We start from the raw sequence: 18,020 nt of genomic DNA, 5'->3' as shown, positions 1-18,020 counted from the left end.
GGGCGGCAAGACGATTTTCTTGTATATGATCCCGAAAATAGGCGATGGAAGAAAAGTGGTCTTTTGCCACAGTGCCGTCTCAGTTGCCGGGTTTCCAGCCCGGACACATCACCCCGGCTCTTGATACGCATGATTCGCGCAGCTTGGCGGCTGATGGCGCGGGAGCGTCTACGTCCAAGGTCCTCTTGTTGGGTGGTGCCTCAGCGTCAATGCTGGGTGGATATTCTTCGCAAGGGAATGACGTTCATGGGCTCTGACATCTTCCCCCAGGCACTGGCAGGGCCGCTCGTCTCGCCGCTTTTACTGCGTGGCCTCGATGCCATGGGCGAGTGGCTGGTGGTGGTGGATGCCGAGTCGCGCATCGCCTATCTGAATGCCCCCTATGCTGCCTTCCTGGAGATCGATCCACTGGCGGCGTACGGCAAGCCGGTGCGTGAGGTCATCGAGAACACCCGCATGCCGGAAGTGGTGACATCCGGCCAGGCTGAGCTTGCACAGCTGCAGATGGTGCGCGGTCATCACATGATTGCCCACCGCTATCCGGTGCGCGTCGACGGCAAAGTGGTAGGCGCGATCGGCACGGTGCTCTATCACGACACCTGGGAATGGCGGCAGATGAATGCGCAGGTAGAGGCGTTGGAAGCCGAAGTCGATTACTACCGATCGGCCGCCCTGGGCGCGACGCCGGGCACGCGCTGGCAGCTGGCGGATGTGATCGGCGACAGCGATGGCGTCCAGGCACTCAACGCGCGAGTCCGTAAGGTGGCTCCAGGGGATGCCTCGGTGCTGATTCGCGGTGAGTCAGGCACCGGCAAGGAGCTTTATGCCCATGCTCTGCACCGCCTCTCCGAGCGAGCCAAAGGCCCCTTCATCAAACTCAACTGCGCGGCGATTCCCGAGGCGCTGCTCGAGGCCGAGCTGTTCGGCTACGAGGAGGGCGCCTTTACCGGTGCCCGCAAGGGCGGCAAGCCCGGCAAGTTCCAGCTTGCCGATGGCGGCACGCTGTTTCTCGATGAGATCGGCGACATGCCGCCGGCCATGCAGGTGAAGCTGCTGCGGGTGCTGCAGGACCGTGAGGTCGAAGCGGTGGGGGCGACCAGTCTCGTGCCGGTGGATGTGCGAGTCATTGCCGCCACCCACCGGCCGTTGGAGAGTCTGATCGAGCGCGGCGAATTCCGCGAGGATCTGTTCTATCGTATCAATGTCGTGCCGCTGGTGATTCCGCCGCTGCGCGAGCGGCGTGACGATATCCCGCTGCTGGCCCGTCATCTGCTGGCGAGGCTCGCCGAGCGTCGAAAGCGGCGCTGTCCAAGTCTCAGTCAGGCGGCGCTGGACTGCCTTACCTGCCATAGCTGGCCCGGAAATGTGCGCGAACTGGAGAATGTCCTGGAGGCGGCCTTCTATTTGGGCGGCAATCATCTCGATGTGGCCGACCTGCCCGAAGCGTTGCGCCAGCGCCACGGCGAGCCACCCAGGCTCGGCGCCTCGCTCAAGGCGACCCTGGCTCAGGCCGAGCGCGAGGCCTTGCAGGCGGCACTAGCCGAATGCGACGGCAATCGCACCCGTGCTGCCAAGCGACTGGGCATCGCCAAGTCTTCCTTCTATGAAAAGCTGACCCGACACGGCCTGCTGGCAGGTTGAGGCATCCGGTTTTTCGGACATCGTCCGGTTTTTCGGACGCCTGTTAGCTGCCCTTTACGTGAGGTGGAACCTGGCGGCGTCCGAGATACCGGACGTCCTCAGGTCATCATGTGACGACTTCCGGCCACTCATGGCCATGCCAGGCGCCCGATGCATTATATAAAGCCATGAAGATAAAGAGGTTTTTTTTCAATGGCGCCGATCTTGCGCTTGGTTCCGACGCCAAGGTTCCATGCGACACCGCTGGAATAACAGTCTGTAATAAGAACAACGCAAGGAGTCATTCATGCCAAGCCCCAACTTCCCGCGTACGCTGCTCGCTGCCGGCATTGCCGCAGCCATGACCGCTGGGGTCGTCCTGCCGGCCATGGCTGACGGGCCCAAGCGCCTCGATGTCGCCAGTACCTTCTCGACGAAGAACTTCCTGGGTGCCGGTGCCGAGCACCTGTCCAAGGAACTGCAAACCGCCACCGGCGGCGCCGTCAGCCTGCGCGTTCACGAACCGGGCGACCTGGTACCCGCCTTCGAAGTCTTCAACTCCGTGTCCTCGGGCGCCATCCAAGCCGGCTGGGACTGGATGGGCTACTGGGCCGGCACCGTGCCGATCACCAACCTCTATGGTGCGCTGCCGTTTGGTCCATCGCCGGAAGCCTTCATGTCGTGGATGTGGTCTGGCGAAGGCACCGAACTTTTGCAGACCGAGTACGACAAGTACGGCGTGAAGGTCTTGCCCTGCTTCATCTCGCCCCAGGAAACCGGCGGCTGGTACAACAAGGAGATCAATAGCCCCGAAGATTTCGATGGCTTGTCGATGCGTATCTCCGGCCTCGGCGCCAAGGTGCTCAACCGGCTAGGTGCCTCTACCCAGCTGGTGCCGGGCGGCGAGATCTACCTGGCGCTCGAACGTGGCCGCGTCGACGCCACTGAGTTCTCGGTACCGCAGGTCGATGCCGCCATGGGCTTCGACGAAGTCGCCAAGTACTACTACTTCCCTGGCTGGCACCAGAGCGCCAGCTGGTTCTCGCTGCTGATCAACCAGGCGGTCTGGGATGAGTACAGCGATGAACGCAAGGCGCAGTTCGAAACCGCCTGTCGCTCGACCCTGCAGTGGGCCATGGCCGAAGCGCCGCCTGAGCAGGTGCGGACCATCCATGAGCTGGAAGAGAAGGGCGTGGAAGTGCGTCGCTTCCCGGACGAGGTGCTAGACGCCCTGCAGCAGTCTTGGGTCGAGGTGCGTCGGGAAGAGATGGAAAACAACCCGGCCTTCGCCAAGGCGTATCGCTCGCTGATGGAGCACGCCGGCCTGATCGACGAATGGTATGAGCTGCAGGCCATGCCGCCGATCATTCCGCTCGACGAAGGGGATAGCTGATGTCACGCGCCACTCTCGCGCCCTGGCGTGAGCGTGGCGCGGCCGTGTGCGCCGCCCTGGGCCGACCGCTGGTCGGCCTGGGGCTGGTGGTGGGTCGCATCTCCAGCTGGCTGCTCTTGCTGGTGATGCTGGCCGTGCTCACGACCGTGCTGCTCAACGCCCTGGGCGTCAATGAAATCGGCCGCTGGGATACCAAGATCCTGCTGTTCGGCGATGCCCTGACCATCAACAGCATCACCGAGCTGCAATGGCATCTCTTTGGCATCCTGACGCTGCTCGGCGGCACCTATGCCCTGCACCACGATACTCATGTGCGAGTCGACCTGGTTTATCACCGCCTGTCTCTACAGGGGCGCGCAATCGTCGATGTGATCGGGCATTTGCTGCTGCTGATTCCCTTCTGCCTGCTGATTGCCTGGCTCTCCAAGCATTTTGTGACCATGTCCTATATCTCTAACGAACAATCCAACTATGGCGGTCTCACTGACCGTTATCTGATCAAGGCCATGCTGCCGATCGGGCTCGTCTTTCTGGCGGTGGGCGCACTGGGTCAGGTCTTCGCCAAGCTTGCTGTGATCCTCGACCCGCGCAGCGGCGCCTCTGGTTCCAGCGTCGACGAAGGGGCGACCCATGGCTGAATTCCTGAGTGAATATGCCCTCGCTCTGCTGATGGTCGTGACCCTGCTGGCGGGTATCTTTAGCGGCTATCCGGTGGCCTTCCTGCTCGGCGGCCTGGGCATCGTTTTTGCCTTCATCGGTGACATTCCCGTGCCATTCCTGGGCACCGTCGGCTCACGGATCTTCGGCGGGGTGATCGAAAACTGGCTGATGATCGCTATTCCGCTGTTCGTGTTCATGGGCCTGATGCTCGAGCGATCCGGAGTGGCCAAGCGCCTGCTGCTGACCCTGCAGCGACTCTTCGGGCGCACCCACGGCGGACTCGCCGTGTCGGTGGCGATCCTTGGCGTGATCATGGCCGCCAGTACCGGCATCATCGGTGCCTCGGTGGTGATGCTGGGGCTGCTGGCGCTGCCGGTAATGATGAAGCAGGGCTATCGGGCCGAGATGGCCTGCGGGGTCATCGCCGCCTCGGGTACCCTGGGCATCCTGATCCCACCCTCGATCATGCTGGTGCTGATGGGTTCGATCCTGCAGATCTCGGTGGGTGCGCTGTTCAAGGCCGCTCTGCTGCCAGGGCTGCTGCTCGGTGGACTCTACATCGCCTATCTGCTGATCACCGCGCGGATTCGCCCGGATTGGGCACCGCTTGCCGATATGGCCGACGTCGACCCGACGCCGCTGCCGCTGGCGCTGCTGCGCGACCTGCTGGGCCCCTTCGTGCTGATCTTTGTGGTGCTGGGCTCGATCATGGCCGGCATCGCCACTCCCACCGAGGCCGCGGCCATCGGGGCACTGGGCAGCCTGTTGCTGGCGCTGGCCATGCGCAGCCTGGACTTCGCCACCCTGCGTGAGGCGGTGCGCGAGACCTCGCGTACCTCGGCGATGATCCTGTTCGTGGTCATTGGTGCCACCTGTTTCTCGGTGGTCTTCAAGCGCCTGGGCGGTGACTACATGATCGAAGAGCTGATCACCGGCACTGGCCTGGGGCCCTACGGCCTGATGCTGCTGATCATGGGGCTTATCTTCGTGCTCGGCTTCTTCCTCGAGTGGATCGAGATCAGCTTCGTGGTGCTGCCGCTGGTCGCCCCGGTAGTCGAGGTGCTGGACTTCGGTTATGGGCTCTCCGGTCAGGGGCTTTTGGTGTGGTTCGCGATTCTGGTGGCGATCAATTTGCAGACCAGTTTCCTGACGCCACCCTTCGGCTACGCGCTCTTCTATCTCAAGGGCATCACCGAGGGCCAGGTGAGCATCCTGACCATCTATCGCTCGATCATTCCCTTCGTGCTGCTGCAGGTGACCGGGCTGGTGCTGTGCATGGTCTTCCCGGCGCTGGTGTTGTGGTTGCCGGGGCTGATGCCCTGAGCTCACAGATGAGTGTGGGCGGGTATGGGCACGACCCGAAGGCGGTTGTGAGGAACAAGGCATGCGCAAGCGGGTACTGATCGCCGGCGCCGATGAGATGCTTGAGGCCCTGGCGCGGGTCTTCCTCGAAGAAGGCGCCACCGTGGCACTGCTAACGCCTGATGCGGCAAGCCTCGAGTCGGTACTGGACGGCCTGGGTGGCGAGCAGGCCGACCGCTTCGGTCTGGTGGCCGGGGAGGGGGCCCTCGATGAGCTGTTGGGGCGGCTGGGGAGACTCGATGTGCTGGTCTGTGCCCCGCGCATGCTGCCCCCCGGTGAGCCCCTGGCCCGCAAGCTCGACGAGCAGGTGGTCGGGCCCTCGGGGCTTTTGCAGGTCGCCAGGGCCTGGATGCAGAGCCGTGGGGGCGGGCGGCTGGTCGCCGTGGCCCCGGACGGCGACAGCCAGGCGGCCAGCATGGTGCGTGAGGCCCTAGGGGCACTGGTGCGGCGTCTCGCCGATGGCGGCGGCCCGGCGATCCGCGTCAACCTGCTTTGCCCGAGAGGCGCCTCGAGTGCCTCGGTGGCCGACTGTACTCGCTTCCTGGCGGGGGGCGCAGGGCGGGCCATTACCGGCCAGGTTCTGCGCCTGTCGGATACCTGAGCGCCGCTACTGCCAGTGTTGCGGCTTTAACCAATGCCTTGCCAATCGCATCTTGAAAACTAACGGCTGCCTCCAGGGTGCCGGCGAGTTCCGTGGCGTGAAGGTAGGTTACGTCGAGCGCATCCAGGGCTGGCCCCGCGATGACGCTTGTCGCATGCTGTGCGCCATGACCATCCCGCTCGACATCTCTGATTCCATGACGCCTATCGATCCGCCAAGCCGTGAGACGTTTTCGGCGCTGCTTGGCCACCTTGCGGCCCGGCGCCACCGGGGCCTGCTGTGGATAGCCGCCCCCCAGGCCCTCGCCATCTCCCGTGCCCTCTCGCTTTGGCAGGCCGCCGGTTGGGCCAAGCCCTTGTGGCTGGGCACGCCCCAGGCGAGCCTCGAGGCGGCAGGCATCGACCCACTGCCTGCTGCCAAGGCGCGCACTCGGCTGGGCGGCGAACACGACCTGGCGGTGGTCGATGCCGTCTCCGCCCAGACCGGCTTCGATCCCGAGGCCTTCGGCGCGGTATCCGGCACCCTGCGGGCGGGCGGCGTATTGGTGCTGCTGACGCCGCCTGACTGGGGCACCCGGCCGGATGGTGACTACACCCGCCTCGCCGAGCACCCCTATCGCGCCGAGAATCTGAGCTCGCGCTATTTGGCGCGTCTCGCTCGGCTGCTTTTGGCTTCACCGGAGGTCGCGATCTGGCCGTGTGATGGCAATCTGCAATTGGCTGAGCCGCTGGCTCAAGCGATAGCCGCACGGAAGGCGTCGGACGTGTCGAACGATGACGTCAGGCAGGTGCTACCCGAGGATGCCGACTGCGCCACTGCGGACCAGGCGAGAGCGGTTGAGCGTCTCGTGCGGTTGAAGCGCCGGCGTCCACTGGTGCTCACCGCTGACCGGGGCCGGGGCAAGAGCGCGGCGCTGGGCATTGCCTGTGCCCGGCTGCTCGCCGGTGGTGAAACGCAGGTGCTGGTCACCGCACCGCGCCCGGCGGCGGTGGAGGCGCTATTCGAGCGCTTGGCGGTGCTTTGCCCTAGTGGGCAGCGGCAGGCCAACGTCTTCGCCCTTGAAGCGGCACGTGAGGCCGGGGATTCGCCCTGTGTGCGCTTCATTGCCCCGGATGCCCTGGTGGAATCGACCCTGACCGGCGAGCAGGGCGGGGCCGGAGCCTTGCTGCTGGTCGACGAGGCGGCAGCGATTCCCGCGCCGCTGCTGTCGCGAATGCTGGTCGCCTTCCCACGTATCGCCTTCGCCACCACCGTTCACGGCTACGAGGGCTCGGGGCGTGGTTTCGCGCTGCGTTTTCGTGAGCATCTGGATCGTCAGACTCCCGGCTGGCAGGGCCTGCATCTGGCCACTCCGGTCCGCTGGTCCGCGGATGATCCCCTGGAGCGGATCACCGGCAGGCTGCTGATGCTCGACGCCGAGCCTGACGAGGCAGAACCAAGAGCCGAGCCTGACAAGGCAGACCCAAGAGCCGAGCCTGACGAGGTAGAGCCAAAAGCCGAGGCGGATCAACAGGCCGAGCCTGACGCCAGCTTGAGAGCAACAGCTGAAGCCTCGATCATCGAGTGCTCCCGGGACGCCCTGGCGGCCGACGAGTCGCGGCTCAGAGCGCTGTTCGGCCTGCTGGTCCAGGCCCATTACCGCACCCAGCCAAGCGATCTGCGCCGGCTGCTTGACGGTCCCGGCGGCCGGGTGGTGTGCCTGGGTGAGCTACACCCAAGGGCCGTGGCACTGACCGTGGATGAAGGCGGCTTTGCCCCTGATTTGGCTGAGCAAGTGGCCCGCGGCGAGCGGCGACCTCGCGGTCATCTGCTGGCGCAATCTCTGGCGGCCCACGCCGGCAGCCGCGAGGCGCTGACCTCGCGGGTCCGTCGCGTGATGCGCATCGCCGTCGCCCCAGGCGCGCGGCGTCTCGGTCATGGCCGAGCATTGCTGGCGGCAGAGCTTGCCAAGGCACACGAGGAGGGCATCGATCTGTTCGGTGCCAGCTTTGGTGCCGAGCCGGGGCTGATGGCCTTCTGGCAGCAAAGTGGTTTTCGTGCGTTGCGCCTGGGCCTGACGCGTGAGGCGTCCAGCGGCGAGCACGCGCTGATGGTCGCACGTGCGACCAGCGCCCATGGCGATAAGCTGCTCGCGGGTCTCGCCACGGGTTTCCAGGCGCTGCTGCCGAGCCTGTTGGCCTTCGAGCTCAAGGATTTCGACCCGACCCTGGCGGCAGGCTTGCTGGGTGAAGGGCCGGTGGACGAGCTGGATGGCGCCATGCTCAGAGACATCGACGACGTGGCGCAGGGTCACAGAGCGCCGGCGCTGGCTCGCCCGGCCCTTCAGGCCTTGGTGCGTCGCGGGCTGGCGCTGCGATATCAAGGCGGCGATGCGGTCGCGCGCCGACCGGCAGGCGTGCTCGATGAGAAAGGCGTTGCCGAGGCGTCTGATGAGGATGCCTGGATGCTGGTCGCCGTGCTCTTTCAGGGGCGAGATGCTGCCTGGCTGGCTCGACGCCTCGGTCTGCCCGGTCGGCGCCAGGTCGAAGCCCGCCTGCGCGAGACGCTGAGGCGTTGGCGCCTGCTGTTCGCGCCGCCCTGATATTCGTGCCATCCATAAGAGACGCGGAGCTCTCCGACGCCCAGGATTGAGGTGATCTGGCGGTGGCGACGTGAGTGGGAAGGGCTGTCAGCTGCTCAGTGACCGACCAACGGGGTCGGCGCTTCTTGGTATCCACAAATTCGTAGCCACAAAAAGCGGCACATAAAAAACGCCGCCCAATAAAGGACGGCGTTCATTTTATCGTGCAATCCGACTATCTGGTGGCAGGGATCAGCCAAGGTAGGCGTTGAGCATCCAGACGGTCTTTTCCTGCTCGCGGATGTAATCACCCACCTGAGCGGCGGTGCCTTCATCATCGGCGTCAGAGGCCAGGGAGAGGATCTCGCGCTGTAGGCCGATCAGCGACTGATAGCCTTGCAGGATGCCACGCACGCAAGACGGGCCATCGTGGATGTCCTTGTCTTCGGCGATGTCTGACATCTTAACGTAATCGCTGTAGGCGTGTACCGGCGTGTAGCCCAGGGTCAGGATACGCTCGGCAACTTCATCGACCTTGAGCAGCAGGTCGGTGTAGTACTCCTCGAACTTGGTGTGCAGCTCGAAGAATTGGTTACCCTTCACGTTCCAATGGTAGCCACGCACATTCATGTAGAAGATCTGATAGTTGGCCAGCAGGGCGTTGAGGCGCTCGGCAAGCTGGTTGGCGCTGCTCTCGTGTAGCCCGATGACATTGGTATCGGTCATGGATACCTCCTTGATCTCAAATGAGTTTGTCTGGCTTCATCGTATGATGTTGCGCTGTATCGTGATAACGAAATCTCGCCATCATCACCATAGTGCTGTCCTATGACATGCCGGCGACGGCGATCTTTTTCAAGGTCTTGCTGATGTAGTCGTCGGTGCGTCCTTTCTTGCATCTGTCACAGCACTGTCTGAAGTACCTTCTTATTTATTGCCGCCCAGAGAGCCGTTGGCCGGAGGCGTTGGCCAGGCCGCGAGCAGGCGCACCAGGCTGCCGGCGCGGTCGGCGAGTAGCGCCGGCGTGCGCTCGAGGGCTTCATCGAGGGACATCGGGCCGTCGGCCAGGGCGAAGGCGGCACTGATGCCCTCTTCATGGGCGGCTTGCCAGCCGTCGCCGAGTCGCCCTACCAGCGCGACGACCGGGACGCCCTTGGCGCGGGCGGCACGGGCGATGCCGACCGGTGTCTTGCCGGCGAGGCTCTGGCCGTCGAGCTGGCCTTCACCGGTGATCACCAGGTCGGCGCTGTCGAGCAGGGCGTCGAAGCCCACCTGCTCCATCACCAGCGTGATGCCCGGGCGCAGCTCGGCGCCGAGGAAGGCGCGGGCAGCGAAGCCCATGCCGCCGGCGGCGCCGGCGCCTGGCAACTGGCGATGATCATCGCCGAGCTGGTGGGCGGTGAGGTCGGCGAAGTGGCCAAGTGCCGCATCCAGCGTTTGTACGTCAGCGTCGCTGGCGCCCTTCTGTGGCCCGAATACGGCGCTGGCTCCCCGCGGGCCGAGCAGCGGGTTGTCGACGTCCACCGCAGTCTCGACCACGAGCCCGGCCAGTCGAGGATCCAGGCTGCTTAGGTCGAGAGTGGCGAGTTCGGCGAGTGCGGCACCGCCAGGAGGAAGGGGCTGGCCCTGCGCGTCCAGCGGGCGCGCGCCGAGCGCGGCCAGCATGCCGGCACCGGCGTCGTTGGTGGCGCTGCCACCGATGGTCAGCAGCAGCCGCTCGGCGCCGGCATCGAGGGACGCGAGAATCAGCTCGCCGACCCCGAAGGTGGTGCTGTGCAGGGCGGTGCGTTCCTGGGGTTCCAGATGCTGGAGGCCGCTGGCTTCGGCCAGTTCGATGAAGGCGGTACGGCGCTCGGCCTGGTAGCCCCAGGCCGCTTCTCGCGGCCGGCCAAGGGCATCCTGTACCCAGGTCAGGTGGCGCTCGGCGCCGGTGGCGACGAGCAGGGCATCCAGGGTGCCTTCGCCGCCATCGCCCATCGGGCAACAGTGGGTCTCGGCGTCAGGCAGGGCCTTGAGAATGCCCTGGGCCATGGCCTCGGCGGCGTCGCGGGCGGGCAGGGCATCCTTGTAGCTGTCGGGCGCGATCAGGATCTTCATCGAGGCTCTCGCAGTGGCGGAACGGTCTCCTGATCATCCTCGACGCTTGCGTAAAAGGCCAGCCTCCAGCCGTTGACGGCCAACCGCTTGCGCTGTCTCCGTGATCTCCATGGCGACATACACTGTAAGGAGAAAGACGATGTAGTGGACAAGGCGGAGCAGGCGCGGAGCATGGAACGACAAGATGTATTCAAACGGTGGCCGGATATATTCAAAAGACTGATAGGGACGCTCGGGGTAGCAGGAGTGTTGCTTGCCGGCTGCGCGAGCGGCCCGCCACGACTACCCGACCACTCTGACCCGGCCGCTGCGGCCTGTCAGTGGACAGCTCCCGAAGCAGGGTCGCTTCGCTATCTGCGTCGAGTGATTGCTGCCCTCGAGGCGGATGATTTCGTGATCGTCGAATCCGAGGTTCGGCTTGGGCTGGTCACCGCCCAGCGCAGCCGGATACTGGCCGGTTATGGAATGCCCGGTTACCAGCCGCTGTTCGGGCTGTCGGGCTTCTTCGGGCTGGGTGGGCATCGCAGCACGGGGATGGCGATCAGTCTGAATCGCAGTTTCGGCGACGACCCCACCCAGGTGGAGCGTGTCTCCGTGCTCGCCCGTGACACCCAGGTTAGCCTCACGCGAGATCTTCAGATCGTCGAGGCCGACGGGCGCTTGCGCAGTGGCCGGGTGGTCGCCAGCGAGGAGTTCTGCCGCACCCTGCATGAGGCCATCGACCGCCTGTCGGACCTTCAGCCGCTAGGCCTCCAGTCGCCAGGCCTCACACAGGAGGAGCGTGCGCTATGAGCCTTGACCAAAAGGCGAAAAATCGCGGCTCAAGGCATCGAGTAAGGTCCTGCTGGCTGCTGATTGCCATTATGGTAATGGCGGGGATCGCCGGTTGTGCCAGCTATCCCGGTCCACCCGAGGCCCGCGACGCGGTGGTGGACGCTTCTCCTCGACAGGTGATGGCCGAGGGACTGACGGTGCTGATCGAGCGAGGCTTCGTGATTCGCCATGCGGACCTGGATCTTGGCCGGCTGGATGCGATGCTGGCGACCTGGCCGGGCTACCGGCTGCGCCTGGATGCATTGGCCAATGGCGACGGCGCGACCCGGCTGTCGATCAGTGGCTATCGCGGCCGCCAGCCGCTGGCGCCCGAGAGCCTCGAGACCTTGCTGGCCGATCTGCTGAGAAGGCTGCAGGCGCAGCAGCCGGCAGAGCGCTGAGCGATTGCATGCCAACGCTGCATTGCCAGCACGCCTTACCTACCAGGAGGGCTCGCTGGGCCAGCTGATAGTTGCTTGGCGAAGCGCGATCCTTGATCCTTGCGCCACTACGTCGCGGAGATCTACCGGTGAACAGACCATCCCTTTTCGTGCTGCCACTGATAGCGCTGCTGCTGGGGCCGGCGCCAAATGCCTATGCTCACCCCCATGGCTGGATCGATCTTGGCATGACGGTGCAGTTCGACGACCAGGGCCGGGTCGTGTCACTCGAGCAGCGCTGGCGCATGGACCCCTTCTACAGTCTGGTCTTGATGGAGGAATTGGCCGCCGTGGAGAGTGCGGACAGTATGGAGGAGCGCCTCGACCAGTTGGGGCTCGAGATTCGCGATAACCTGGCCGCTCAGCAGTATTTCACCGAACTTTCCTACGACAGCCAGTCGGTCCCGGTCGCTGAGGTCAACGACTACAGCATTAGGCGCCAGGGGGGACGGTTGGTCTTCAGTTTCCTGTTACCGCTGGCCAAGCCGTTAGAGCTGGCCGGTGCTGCGCTGCGCTATCGGGTCTTCGATCCCAGCTATTACATTGAGGTGCTGCACGAGGCCAAGGACGAGGTGCCCAGTGCGGAAGCCCTGACGCTGCGTGGTGCGCCCGAGGGCTGCAGTGGGCATATCCTTCCGGCCGACCCGGATCCGGCCAAGGTGGCGATGGCCGCACAGTTGGATGTTGATGAGACCTCTGAGCCGGGATTGGGGCGCTTCTTTGCCGAGACCGGGGAGGTCGTATGCGAGACCTGATCAGGCGCGCCCCGGCCCGCTGGTTCGCTGTGGTCAGCATGCTGGCGCTGCTGGTTGGCGCCGTTTTTTGGAGCTGGCAGGGCGGTGTGCAGGGCATGCTGCTCGAAATCGTGGCCTGGCAGCGGGATCTGCACCGGCAGTTGACGCTTGCCATCACCGCACTTTCCGGGGCGCCGTCACCGGCCACCTGGGCCGCGTTGTTGAGCGTTAGCTTTGGCTATGGCGTCTTTCATGCCGCTGGCCCAGGTCATGGCAAGGCAGTGCTCAGTACCTATCTGCTCTCTCAGGGCGGCGCTTGGAAACGAGCGCTGGCACTTTCCGCCGCGGCCTCGCTTATGCAGGGGCTGGTCGCGATCCTGTTGGTCGCGGTGCTGGTGCATGGACTTGGCTGGCTGACTCGCCAAGCCATGGGTTCCGTTGCCTGGGTCGAGCAGCTCAGCTTTCTGATGGTCATCGGGCTGGGGGTATGGCTTTGCCTGAACGGTTTTCGGCAGTTGCGCCAGACCAGCAGAAGCCATGACCCGAGGCGTCCTCCAACCGGTGATCATCTTCATGATGGCGACGCCTGCGGCTGCGGACACGAGCATCATCTGGCGCCCGAGGGGGTCGGCGACTGGCGCATGGCGCTGGGCACTGTGGTGGCGATCGGCATTCGCCCCTGCAGCGGCGGCGTGTTGTTATTGGGCGCGGCGTCGCTGCTCGGGCAGTTCTGGGTCGGTGTGGCAGCGGTGCTGGTGATGGCGGCCGGCACGGCCCTGGCGGTGTCTTCACTGGCCTTGCTCAGCGTCATGGCACGCGGCTGGGCCGAGCGGCGTCTGTCCGGCCAGTCGCTGAACAGGCTGAGCCCCGGACTGGCTTGGGCATCGTTGGTTGGAGGGCTGGTGATCAGTATTCTTGGTGTGACGCTGGTGGTGGGCGGCGGCACTGCGCCAAATGGCGCGCCGCTGCTCGAGGGCACCAGCGCTAAAACGGCTTCGCCCTTCGGCGGCTGAGCCCAATGCGTCGGCGCAGCCTGAGGTGTCGGCTTAGCCTAGCCCGCTTTGCGTCAGGCACTCTTCCAAACACGCTCGCATTGCCGCTTCCTGATTGGCATCGTAGGCAAGGGCGCTGCCCTGTCCCCACACCGGCCCTGGCCAGGCAGCATCTCCTGCGTGGCGCACGATTACATGTAGATGCAGCTGGGGCACCATATTGCCGAGTGTCGCCAGGTTGAGCTTGTCGCCTTCCCGGGCGGCCATCAGCGCCTTGCCCAGCGCCGTCGCTTCCTTCCATAGCTGGGCCTGATCCGCCGCCGATAGCTCATAGACCTCGCGGATATCGTCGCGTCGCGGCACCAGTACCAGCCAGGCGTAGCGGGCGTCATTCATCAGCCGCACCTGGCAGAGTGGCAGGTCGGTGATGAGTAGGGTGTCGGCGGCAAGCCGCGGGTGCAGGGTGAAGTCGCTCATTGCTTTCTCGATGTGCTCTCTCGATTAGTGCTCTCGATTCGTGGCAGGGCGCAAGGTCGTAATTCGCGGTCAATGATGGGAAATGCGGCCAGGGGCGGCTGCCGCGCAACCGGCTGGAGATTGTCATGTATCCCGAGGTCGATCAAGTGAGCCAGGTGCTGCTTGTCACGCCGATGGGGAAGCTTTGGATCACGACGTCGCTCGACGCCAGCACGCGCTTTACATCAGCGCCTGCCCCTGCCTTGCCGTCACGGCTTATAAAGCAGCCAGCGGCCTCTTTAAGTGCCGATGACCCCTGACCATGGGCCTTGCTCGCTACCAAGTGAGCCGCTTCCGATGGCGGTGAGTGGAACAGACTTGACTGGCGTTCTGCCCGTATAAGGCCGTAACCTAATAAGAGCATGTCACGACTCTATGGCGTAAACGGCGTGCGCAACCCGAGTCGGGGCGCCTAAGCTGATTAACGGTCTTTTGAGAAATGACAACAACAGAGCTGTCGTGTCGACGTTGCGCAGCGGCTGATATGGGAGAACGACGATGAATGAAGTGACAACGCCCCAAGACGGTAGTGTGAGCGAGTTGCGCTCGCGCATCCGTGCCCACTATGCGGCCGACGAGGCGGCCGTGCTGGGCGGGCTGGTCGAACGCATCAGGTTGTCGGAGGATGATCGCCGCAAGGTGGCCGCCGTTGGTGCCAACTATGTGGAGCGGGTCCGCAAGGAAACGTCGCCCTCGATGATGGAGGCGTTCCTCGCCGAATACGGCCTCTCGACAGAAGAAGGCGTCGGCCTGATGTGTCTGGCCGAGGCCTTGTTGCGCGTGCCCGATGCGGAGACGATCGATGACCTGATCCACGACAAGATCGAACCGTCCGATTGGGGCGCTCACCTGGGCAAGTCCTCTTCATCGATGGTCAACGCCTCTACCTGGGCGCTGATGCTGACCGGCAAGGTGCTGGAAAATGATCCCAAGGGGCCGGTTCGGGCGCTGCGCGGCCTGGTTCGCCGGATGGGGGAGCCGGTGGTCCGCACGGCGGTCGGCCAGTCGATGAAGATTCTTGGCCGTCAGTTCGTGCTCGGTCAGACTATCGAGGAGGGCATGAAGAATGCCCGCGAGCTCGAGAAGCAGGGCTACACCTATTCCTATGACATGCTGGGCGAGGCGGCGCGTACCGACGAGGACGCGGTACGCTATTACGATGCCTACGCCAATGCCATTGCGGCAATCGCCAAGCAGGCCAAGGGCGATGTGCGAGGGAGCCCCGGCATCTCGGTCAAGCTCTCGGCGCTGCATCCGCGCTATGAATACACCCACCGTGAAACGGTGATGACCGAGCTGCTGCCCCGCGCGCAGGAGCTAGTGAGGCAAGCCGCCAAGGCCAATATCGGCTTCAATATCGACGCCGAGGAACAGGATCGCCTGGACCTGTCGCTGGATGTGATCGAGGCGCTGTTGGCCGACCCGAGCCTTGAAGACTGGAACGGCTTCGGGGTCGTGATCCAGGCCTATGGGCGCCGCGCCGCGCCGGCGATCGAAGCCCTCTACGAAATGGCCGAGCGCTACGACCGCAAGATCATGGTGCGTCTGGTCAAGGGCGCCTACTGGGATACCGAGATCAAACTGGCGCAGGAGTTGGGCGTCGACACCTTCCCGGTCTTCACCCGCAAGGTCAACACCGACGTCAGCTACATGGCCTGCGCGCAGTTGCTGCTCGATTATCGTGACCGCATCTATCCGCAGTTTGCCACCCATAACGCCCATACCTGTGCCGCCATCGTCGCCATGGCGGGCGACGACAAGGACAGCTACGAGTTCCAGCGCCTGCATGGCATGGGTGAATCGCTGCACCACATCGTCAAGCAGTCGGAAGGCACGCACTGCCGGATCTATGCCCCGGTCGGTGCGCACCGTGACCTGCTGGCCTACCTGGTACGCCGCCTGCTCGAGAACGGGGCCAACTCTTCGTTCGTCAACCAGGTGGTCGATGAGTCGATTCCCGCCAGCGAGGTGTCGAATGACCCCGTGGCCGAGATGCAGGGCCTGGGCGAGTCCATCGCCAGCCCGTCGATTCGCCAACCCGGCGAACTCTTCGCGCCGGAGCGCAAGAACTCCAGGGGCTATCGCATCAATGAGCCGGCCTCGATCCAGTCGCTGATTGCGGGCCGTGAGGCGTTCGCCGATACCACCTGGACCGCCGCGCCGATGCTCGCCGGCAGTCCGGCGCCGCAGGGACCTGGCCGCGATGCGCTGTCTCCCGCCGACGGCTCTCGCGTGGTGGGCAAGGTGTATGAAGCCACGCCGGAAGAAGTGGCATCGGCGCTCGATGCCGCTGAAGACGGCTTCCGCGACTGGTCTGGCCGGCCGGCCTCTGAGCGCGCCGCCGTGCTGCGCCGTATCGCCGATCTCTACGAGGAAAACTTCGCCGAGCTGACCGTCATCACCACCCGCGAAGCCGGCAAGATGATGTTCGATGGCATCGCCGAGGTCCGCGAAGCGGTGGACTTCCTGCGCTACTATGCCAACGACTGCGAGCGGCTGGAGACGGAAGAGCCCGGCAAGGCGCGTGGCATCTTCGTTTGCATCAGCCCCTGGAACTTCCCGCTGGCGATCTTTACCGGCCAGATCGCCGCAGCGCTGGCGGCGGGCAATGCGGTGCTGGCCAAACCCGCCGAGCAGACGCCCCTGATTGCCGCCCGCGCTGTCGAGTTGATGCGCGAGGCCGGCCTGCCGGAGGCGGCGCTTCAGCTGCTGCCGGGCGATGGGCCGACCGTCGGCGGTCCGCTGACCAGCGATTCGCGGATCGCTGGCGTGTGCTTTACCGGCTCGACCGAAGTGGCGCAGATCATCCACAAGGCGCTGGTGGAAAATGCAGGACCGGATGCGGTACTGATCGCTGAGACCGGCGGCCTGAATGCGATGATCGTGGATTCGACGGCACTGACCGAGCAGGCGGTGCGCGACATCCTGATTTCGTCCTTCCAGTCTGCGGGCCAGCGGTGTTCGGCCCTCAGGATGCTCTATGTCCAGGAAGAGGCGCGCGAGCGGCTGCTGACGATGCTCGACGGCGCCATGGACGCGCTGGTGATCGGCGATCCGTGGAACACCGACACCGACGTCTCGCCGGTGATCGATGCCGATGCCCAGGCCGAGATTTCTGACTACCTGGCGGCGCAGGAAAAGGCCGGCAAGGTGCTCAAGAAGCTGCCGGTGCCGAGCGAAGGCACCTTCGTCAGTCCGGCGGTCGTCGAAGTCGGCGGCATCGAGGATCTCGAACGCGAAATCTTCGGCCCGATCCTGCACGTGGCCACCTTCAAGGCACGGGATATCGACAAGGTCGTCGATGATATCAACGACCGGGGATACGGGCTGACCTTCGGTCTGCATACCCGTATCGATGACCGCGTTCAGCAGATCGTCGGTCGCATCCGGGTCGGTAACGTCTACGTCAATCGCAACCAGATCGGCGCCATCGTCGGCTCCCAGCCCTTCGGGGGCGAAGGCCTCTCGGGAACCGGGCCCAAGGCCGGCGGCCCGCTCTACGTCAATCGCTTCCGCCGCACGGAGGCTGTCGAGCAGCTTGAGGCACCCAAGGGGGAGGCGGTCTCTCTCGAGGCGCTGCAGTCGGCCCTCGACGGCCTGGATGCCCGCAACTGGGCGGCGCGACCCGACCGGGTCGAAGTGCTGCGCAAGGTGCTCTCCGGCAAGGGCGGCGTGATTCGCAAGGCGCTTTCCGAGACCGCCGCCCTGGACATGACCCCGCAGACGCTGCCGGGGCCGACAGGCGAGAGCAACCGGCTGGCGATGTATCCGAAGGGTCCGGTGCTGTGTCTGGGACCGACCCTCGACATCGCCATCGCTCAGGCGGTGCAAGCACTCGGCGTCGGCTGCCCGGCAGTGATCGTGGTACCCGGTGCGACCCAGGCCGTGCAGGCGCTTAAACAGGCCGGCGCCCCCGTCGCTGAGCTCGACGGCAGCATCGCGGCCGAGACCCTGACCAAGGTCAAGGGCATCGCCGTCGTGGCCGCCACCGGTGCCGGCGACTGGAACCGCGAGCTGCGCCTCGCGCTTGCCCAGCGCGAAGGCGCCATCGTAACGCTCGAGACGCAGACCATTGCGCCGGAGCGTTATGCGGTGGAGCGCCATCTGTGCATCGATACTACCGCGGCGGGCGGTAACGCCAGCCTGCTGGCAACCGCCGAGTAACCACCTCAGGGGCGACCCACTGGGTCGCCCCGCAGGGTTATCCCACGCGGGTATCCCGGCTCCCTCCA

General features: G+C 64.8%; 14 protein-coding genes. 11 read left to right on the top strand and 3 right to left on the bottom strand.

Annotation, left to right across the window (positions count from 1 at the left end; all coding sequences use genetic code 11):
- Positions 1-246 precede the first annotated feature (246 nt).
- The 6 genes from HUS66_RS10990 (at position 247) to HUS66_RS10965 (ending at position 8,217) form a co-directional block, all read left to right on the top strand.
- On the top strand, positions 247-1,641 hold the full coding sequence (locus HUS66_RS10990; RefSeq protein WP_175070957.1) for a sigma-54 interaction domain-containing protein: 1,395 nt from the start codon (positions 247-249) through the stop codon (positions 1,639-1,641).
- A gap of 286 nt (positions 1,642-1,927) precedes the next feature.
- Positions 1,928-3,013, top strand: coding sequence for a TRAP transporter substrate-binding protein (locus tag HUS66_RS10985; protein WP_175070956.1), 1,086 nt, complete (start codon positions 1,928-1,930; stop codon positions 3,011-3,013).
- Positions 3,013-3,651 (top strand): TRAP transporter small permease subunit, encoded by a 639-nt coding sequence (locus tag HUS66_RS10980; protein WP_175070955.1) that lies wholly within the window; start codon positions 3,013-3,015, stop codon positions 3,649-3,651. Before HUS66_RS10985 ends, HUS66_RS10980 begins: the two co-directional genes overlap by 1 nt.
- Positions 3,644-4,996, top strand: a complete 1,353-nt coding sequence (locus HUS66_RS10975; RefSeq protein ID WP_175070954.1) for a TRAP transporter large permease — start codon at positions 3,644-3,646, stop codon at positions 4,994-4,996. Before HUS66_RS10980 ends, HUS66_RS10975 begins: the two co-directional genes overlap by 8 nt.
- A gap of 61 nt (positions 4,997-5,057) precedes the next feature.
- Positions 5,058-5,636, top strand: coding sequence for a Rossmann fold domain-containing protein (locus HUS66_RS10970; protein ID WP_175070953.1), 579 nt, complete (start codon positions 5,058-5,060; stop codon positions 5,634-5,636).
- 97 nt (positions 5,637-5,733) lie between these two features.
- A complete protein-coding gene (locus HUS66_RS10965) occupies positions 5,734-8,217 on the top strand; it encodes a tRNA(Met) cytidine acetyltransferase TmcA (RefSeq protein ID WP_282848677.1) in 2,484 nt (827 codons plus the stop codon).
- A gap of 231 nt (positions 8,218-8,448) precedes the next feature.
- Here the strand turns inward: HUS66_RS10965 and HUS66_RS10960 are convergent, their stop codons facing one another.
- Together HUS66_RS10960 and HUS66_RS10955 are read right to left on the bottom strand one after the other, a co-directional pair.
- Positions 8,449-8,922, bottom strand: a complete 474-nt coding sequence (locus HUS66_RS10960) for a Dps family protein (RefSeq protein WP_175070952.1) — start codon at positions 8,920-8,922, stop codon at positions 8,449-8,451.
- Between the two features lie 201 nt (positions 8,923-9,123).
- A complete protein-coding gene (locus tag HUS66_RS10955) occupies positions 9,124-10,293 on the bottom strand; it encodes a glycerate kinase (RefSeq protein ID WP_175070951.1) in 1,170 nt (389 codons plus the stop codon).
- A 171-nt stretch (positions 10,294-10,464) separates the two neighbouring features.
- On the opposite strand from HUS66_RS10955, the gene HUS66_RS10950 reads away from it, so the two are divergent.
- From HUS66_RS10950 to HUS66_RS10935, 4 genes are all read left to right on the top strand, one after another.
- Entirely contained in the window at positions 10,465-11,085 is a 621-nt protein-coding gene (locus HUS66_RS10950) for an HPF/RaiA family ribosome-associated protein (RefSeq protein ID WP_175070950.1), read from the top strand.
- On the top strand, positions 11,082-11,507 hold the full coding sequence (locus HUS66_RS10945; RefSeq protein ID WP_175070949.1) for a hypothetical protein: 426 nt from the start codon (positions 11,082-11,084) through the stop codon (positions 11,505-11,507). The genes HUS66_RS10950 and HUS66_RS10945 overlap by 4 nt, the downstream gene beginning before the upstream one ends.
- 128 nt (positions 11,508-11,635) lie before the next feature.
- The gene (locus HUS66_RS10940) at positions 11,636-12,301 is read left to right on the top strand and encodes a DUF1007 family protein (protein WP_175070948.1); all 666 of its coding nucleotides are present in this window, start codon (positions 11,636-11,638) and stop codon (positions 12,299-12,301) included.
- Positions 12,289-13,293, top strand: coding sequence for a nickel/cobalt transporter (locus HUS66_RS10935; RefSeq protein WP_175070947.1), 1,005 nt, complete (start codon positions 12,289-12,291; stop codon positions 13,291-13,293). Before HUS66_RS10940 ends, HUS66_RS10935 begins: the two co-directional genes overlap by 13 nt.
- A gap of 33 nt (positions 13,294-13,326) precedes the next feature.
- Here HUS66_RS10935 and HUS66_RS10930 read toward each other — a convergent pair whose 3' ends face one another.
- Positions 13,327-13,749, bottom strand: coding sequence for an HIT domain-containing protein (locus HUS66_RS10930; RefSeq protein WP_175070946.1), 423 nt, complete (start codon positions 13,747-13,749; stop codon positions 13,327-13,329).
- 537 nt (positions 13,750-14,286) lie between these two features.
- Between HUS66_RS10930 and putA the strand changes: the two genes are divergently transcribed.
- On the top strand, positions 14,287-17,952 hold the full coding sequence (gene putA / locus HUS66_RS10920; RefSeq protein ID WP_175070944.1) for a bifunctional proline dehydrogenase/L-glutamate gamma-semialdehyde dehydrogenase PutA: 3,666 nt from the start codon (positions 14,287-14,289) through the stop codon (positions 17,950-17,952).
- The last annotated feature ends 68 nt before the right edge of the window (positions 17,953-18,020 follow it).

The organism is Onishia taeanensis, assembly GCF_013349955.1.
Taxonomy (GTDB): domain Bacteria; phylum Pseudomonadota; class Gammaproteobacteria; order Pseudomonadales; family Halomonadaceae; genus Onishia; species Onishia taeanensis_B.
This window is presented reverse-complemented; position numbering and strand designations above follow the sequence as displayed.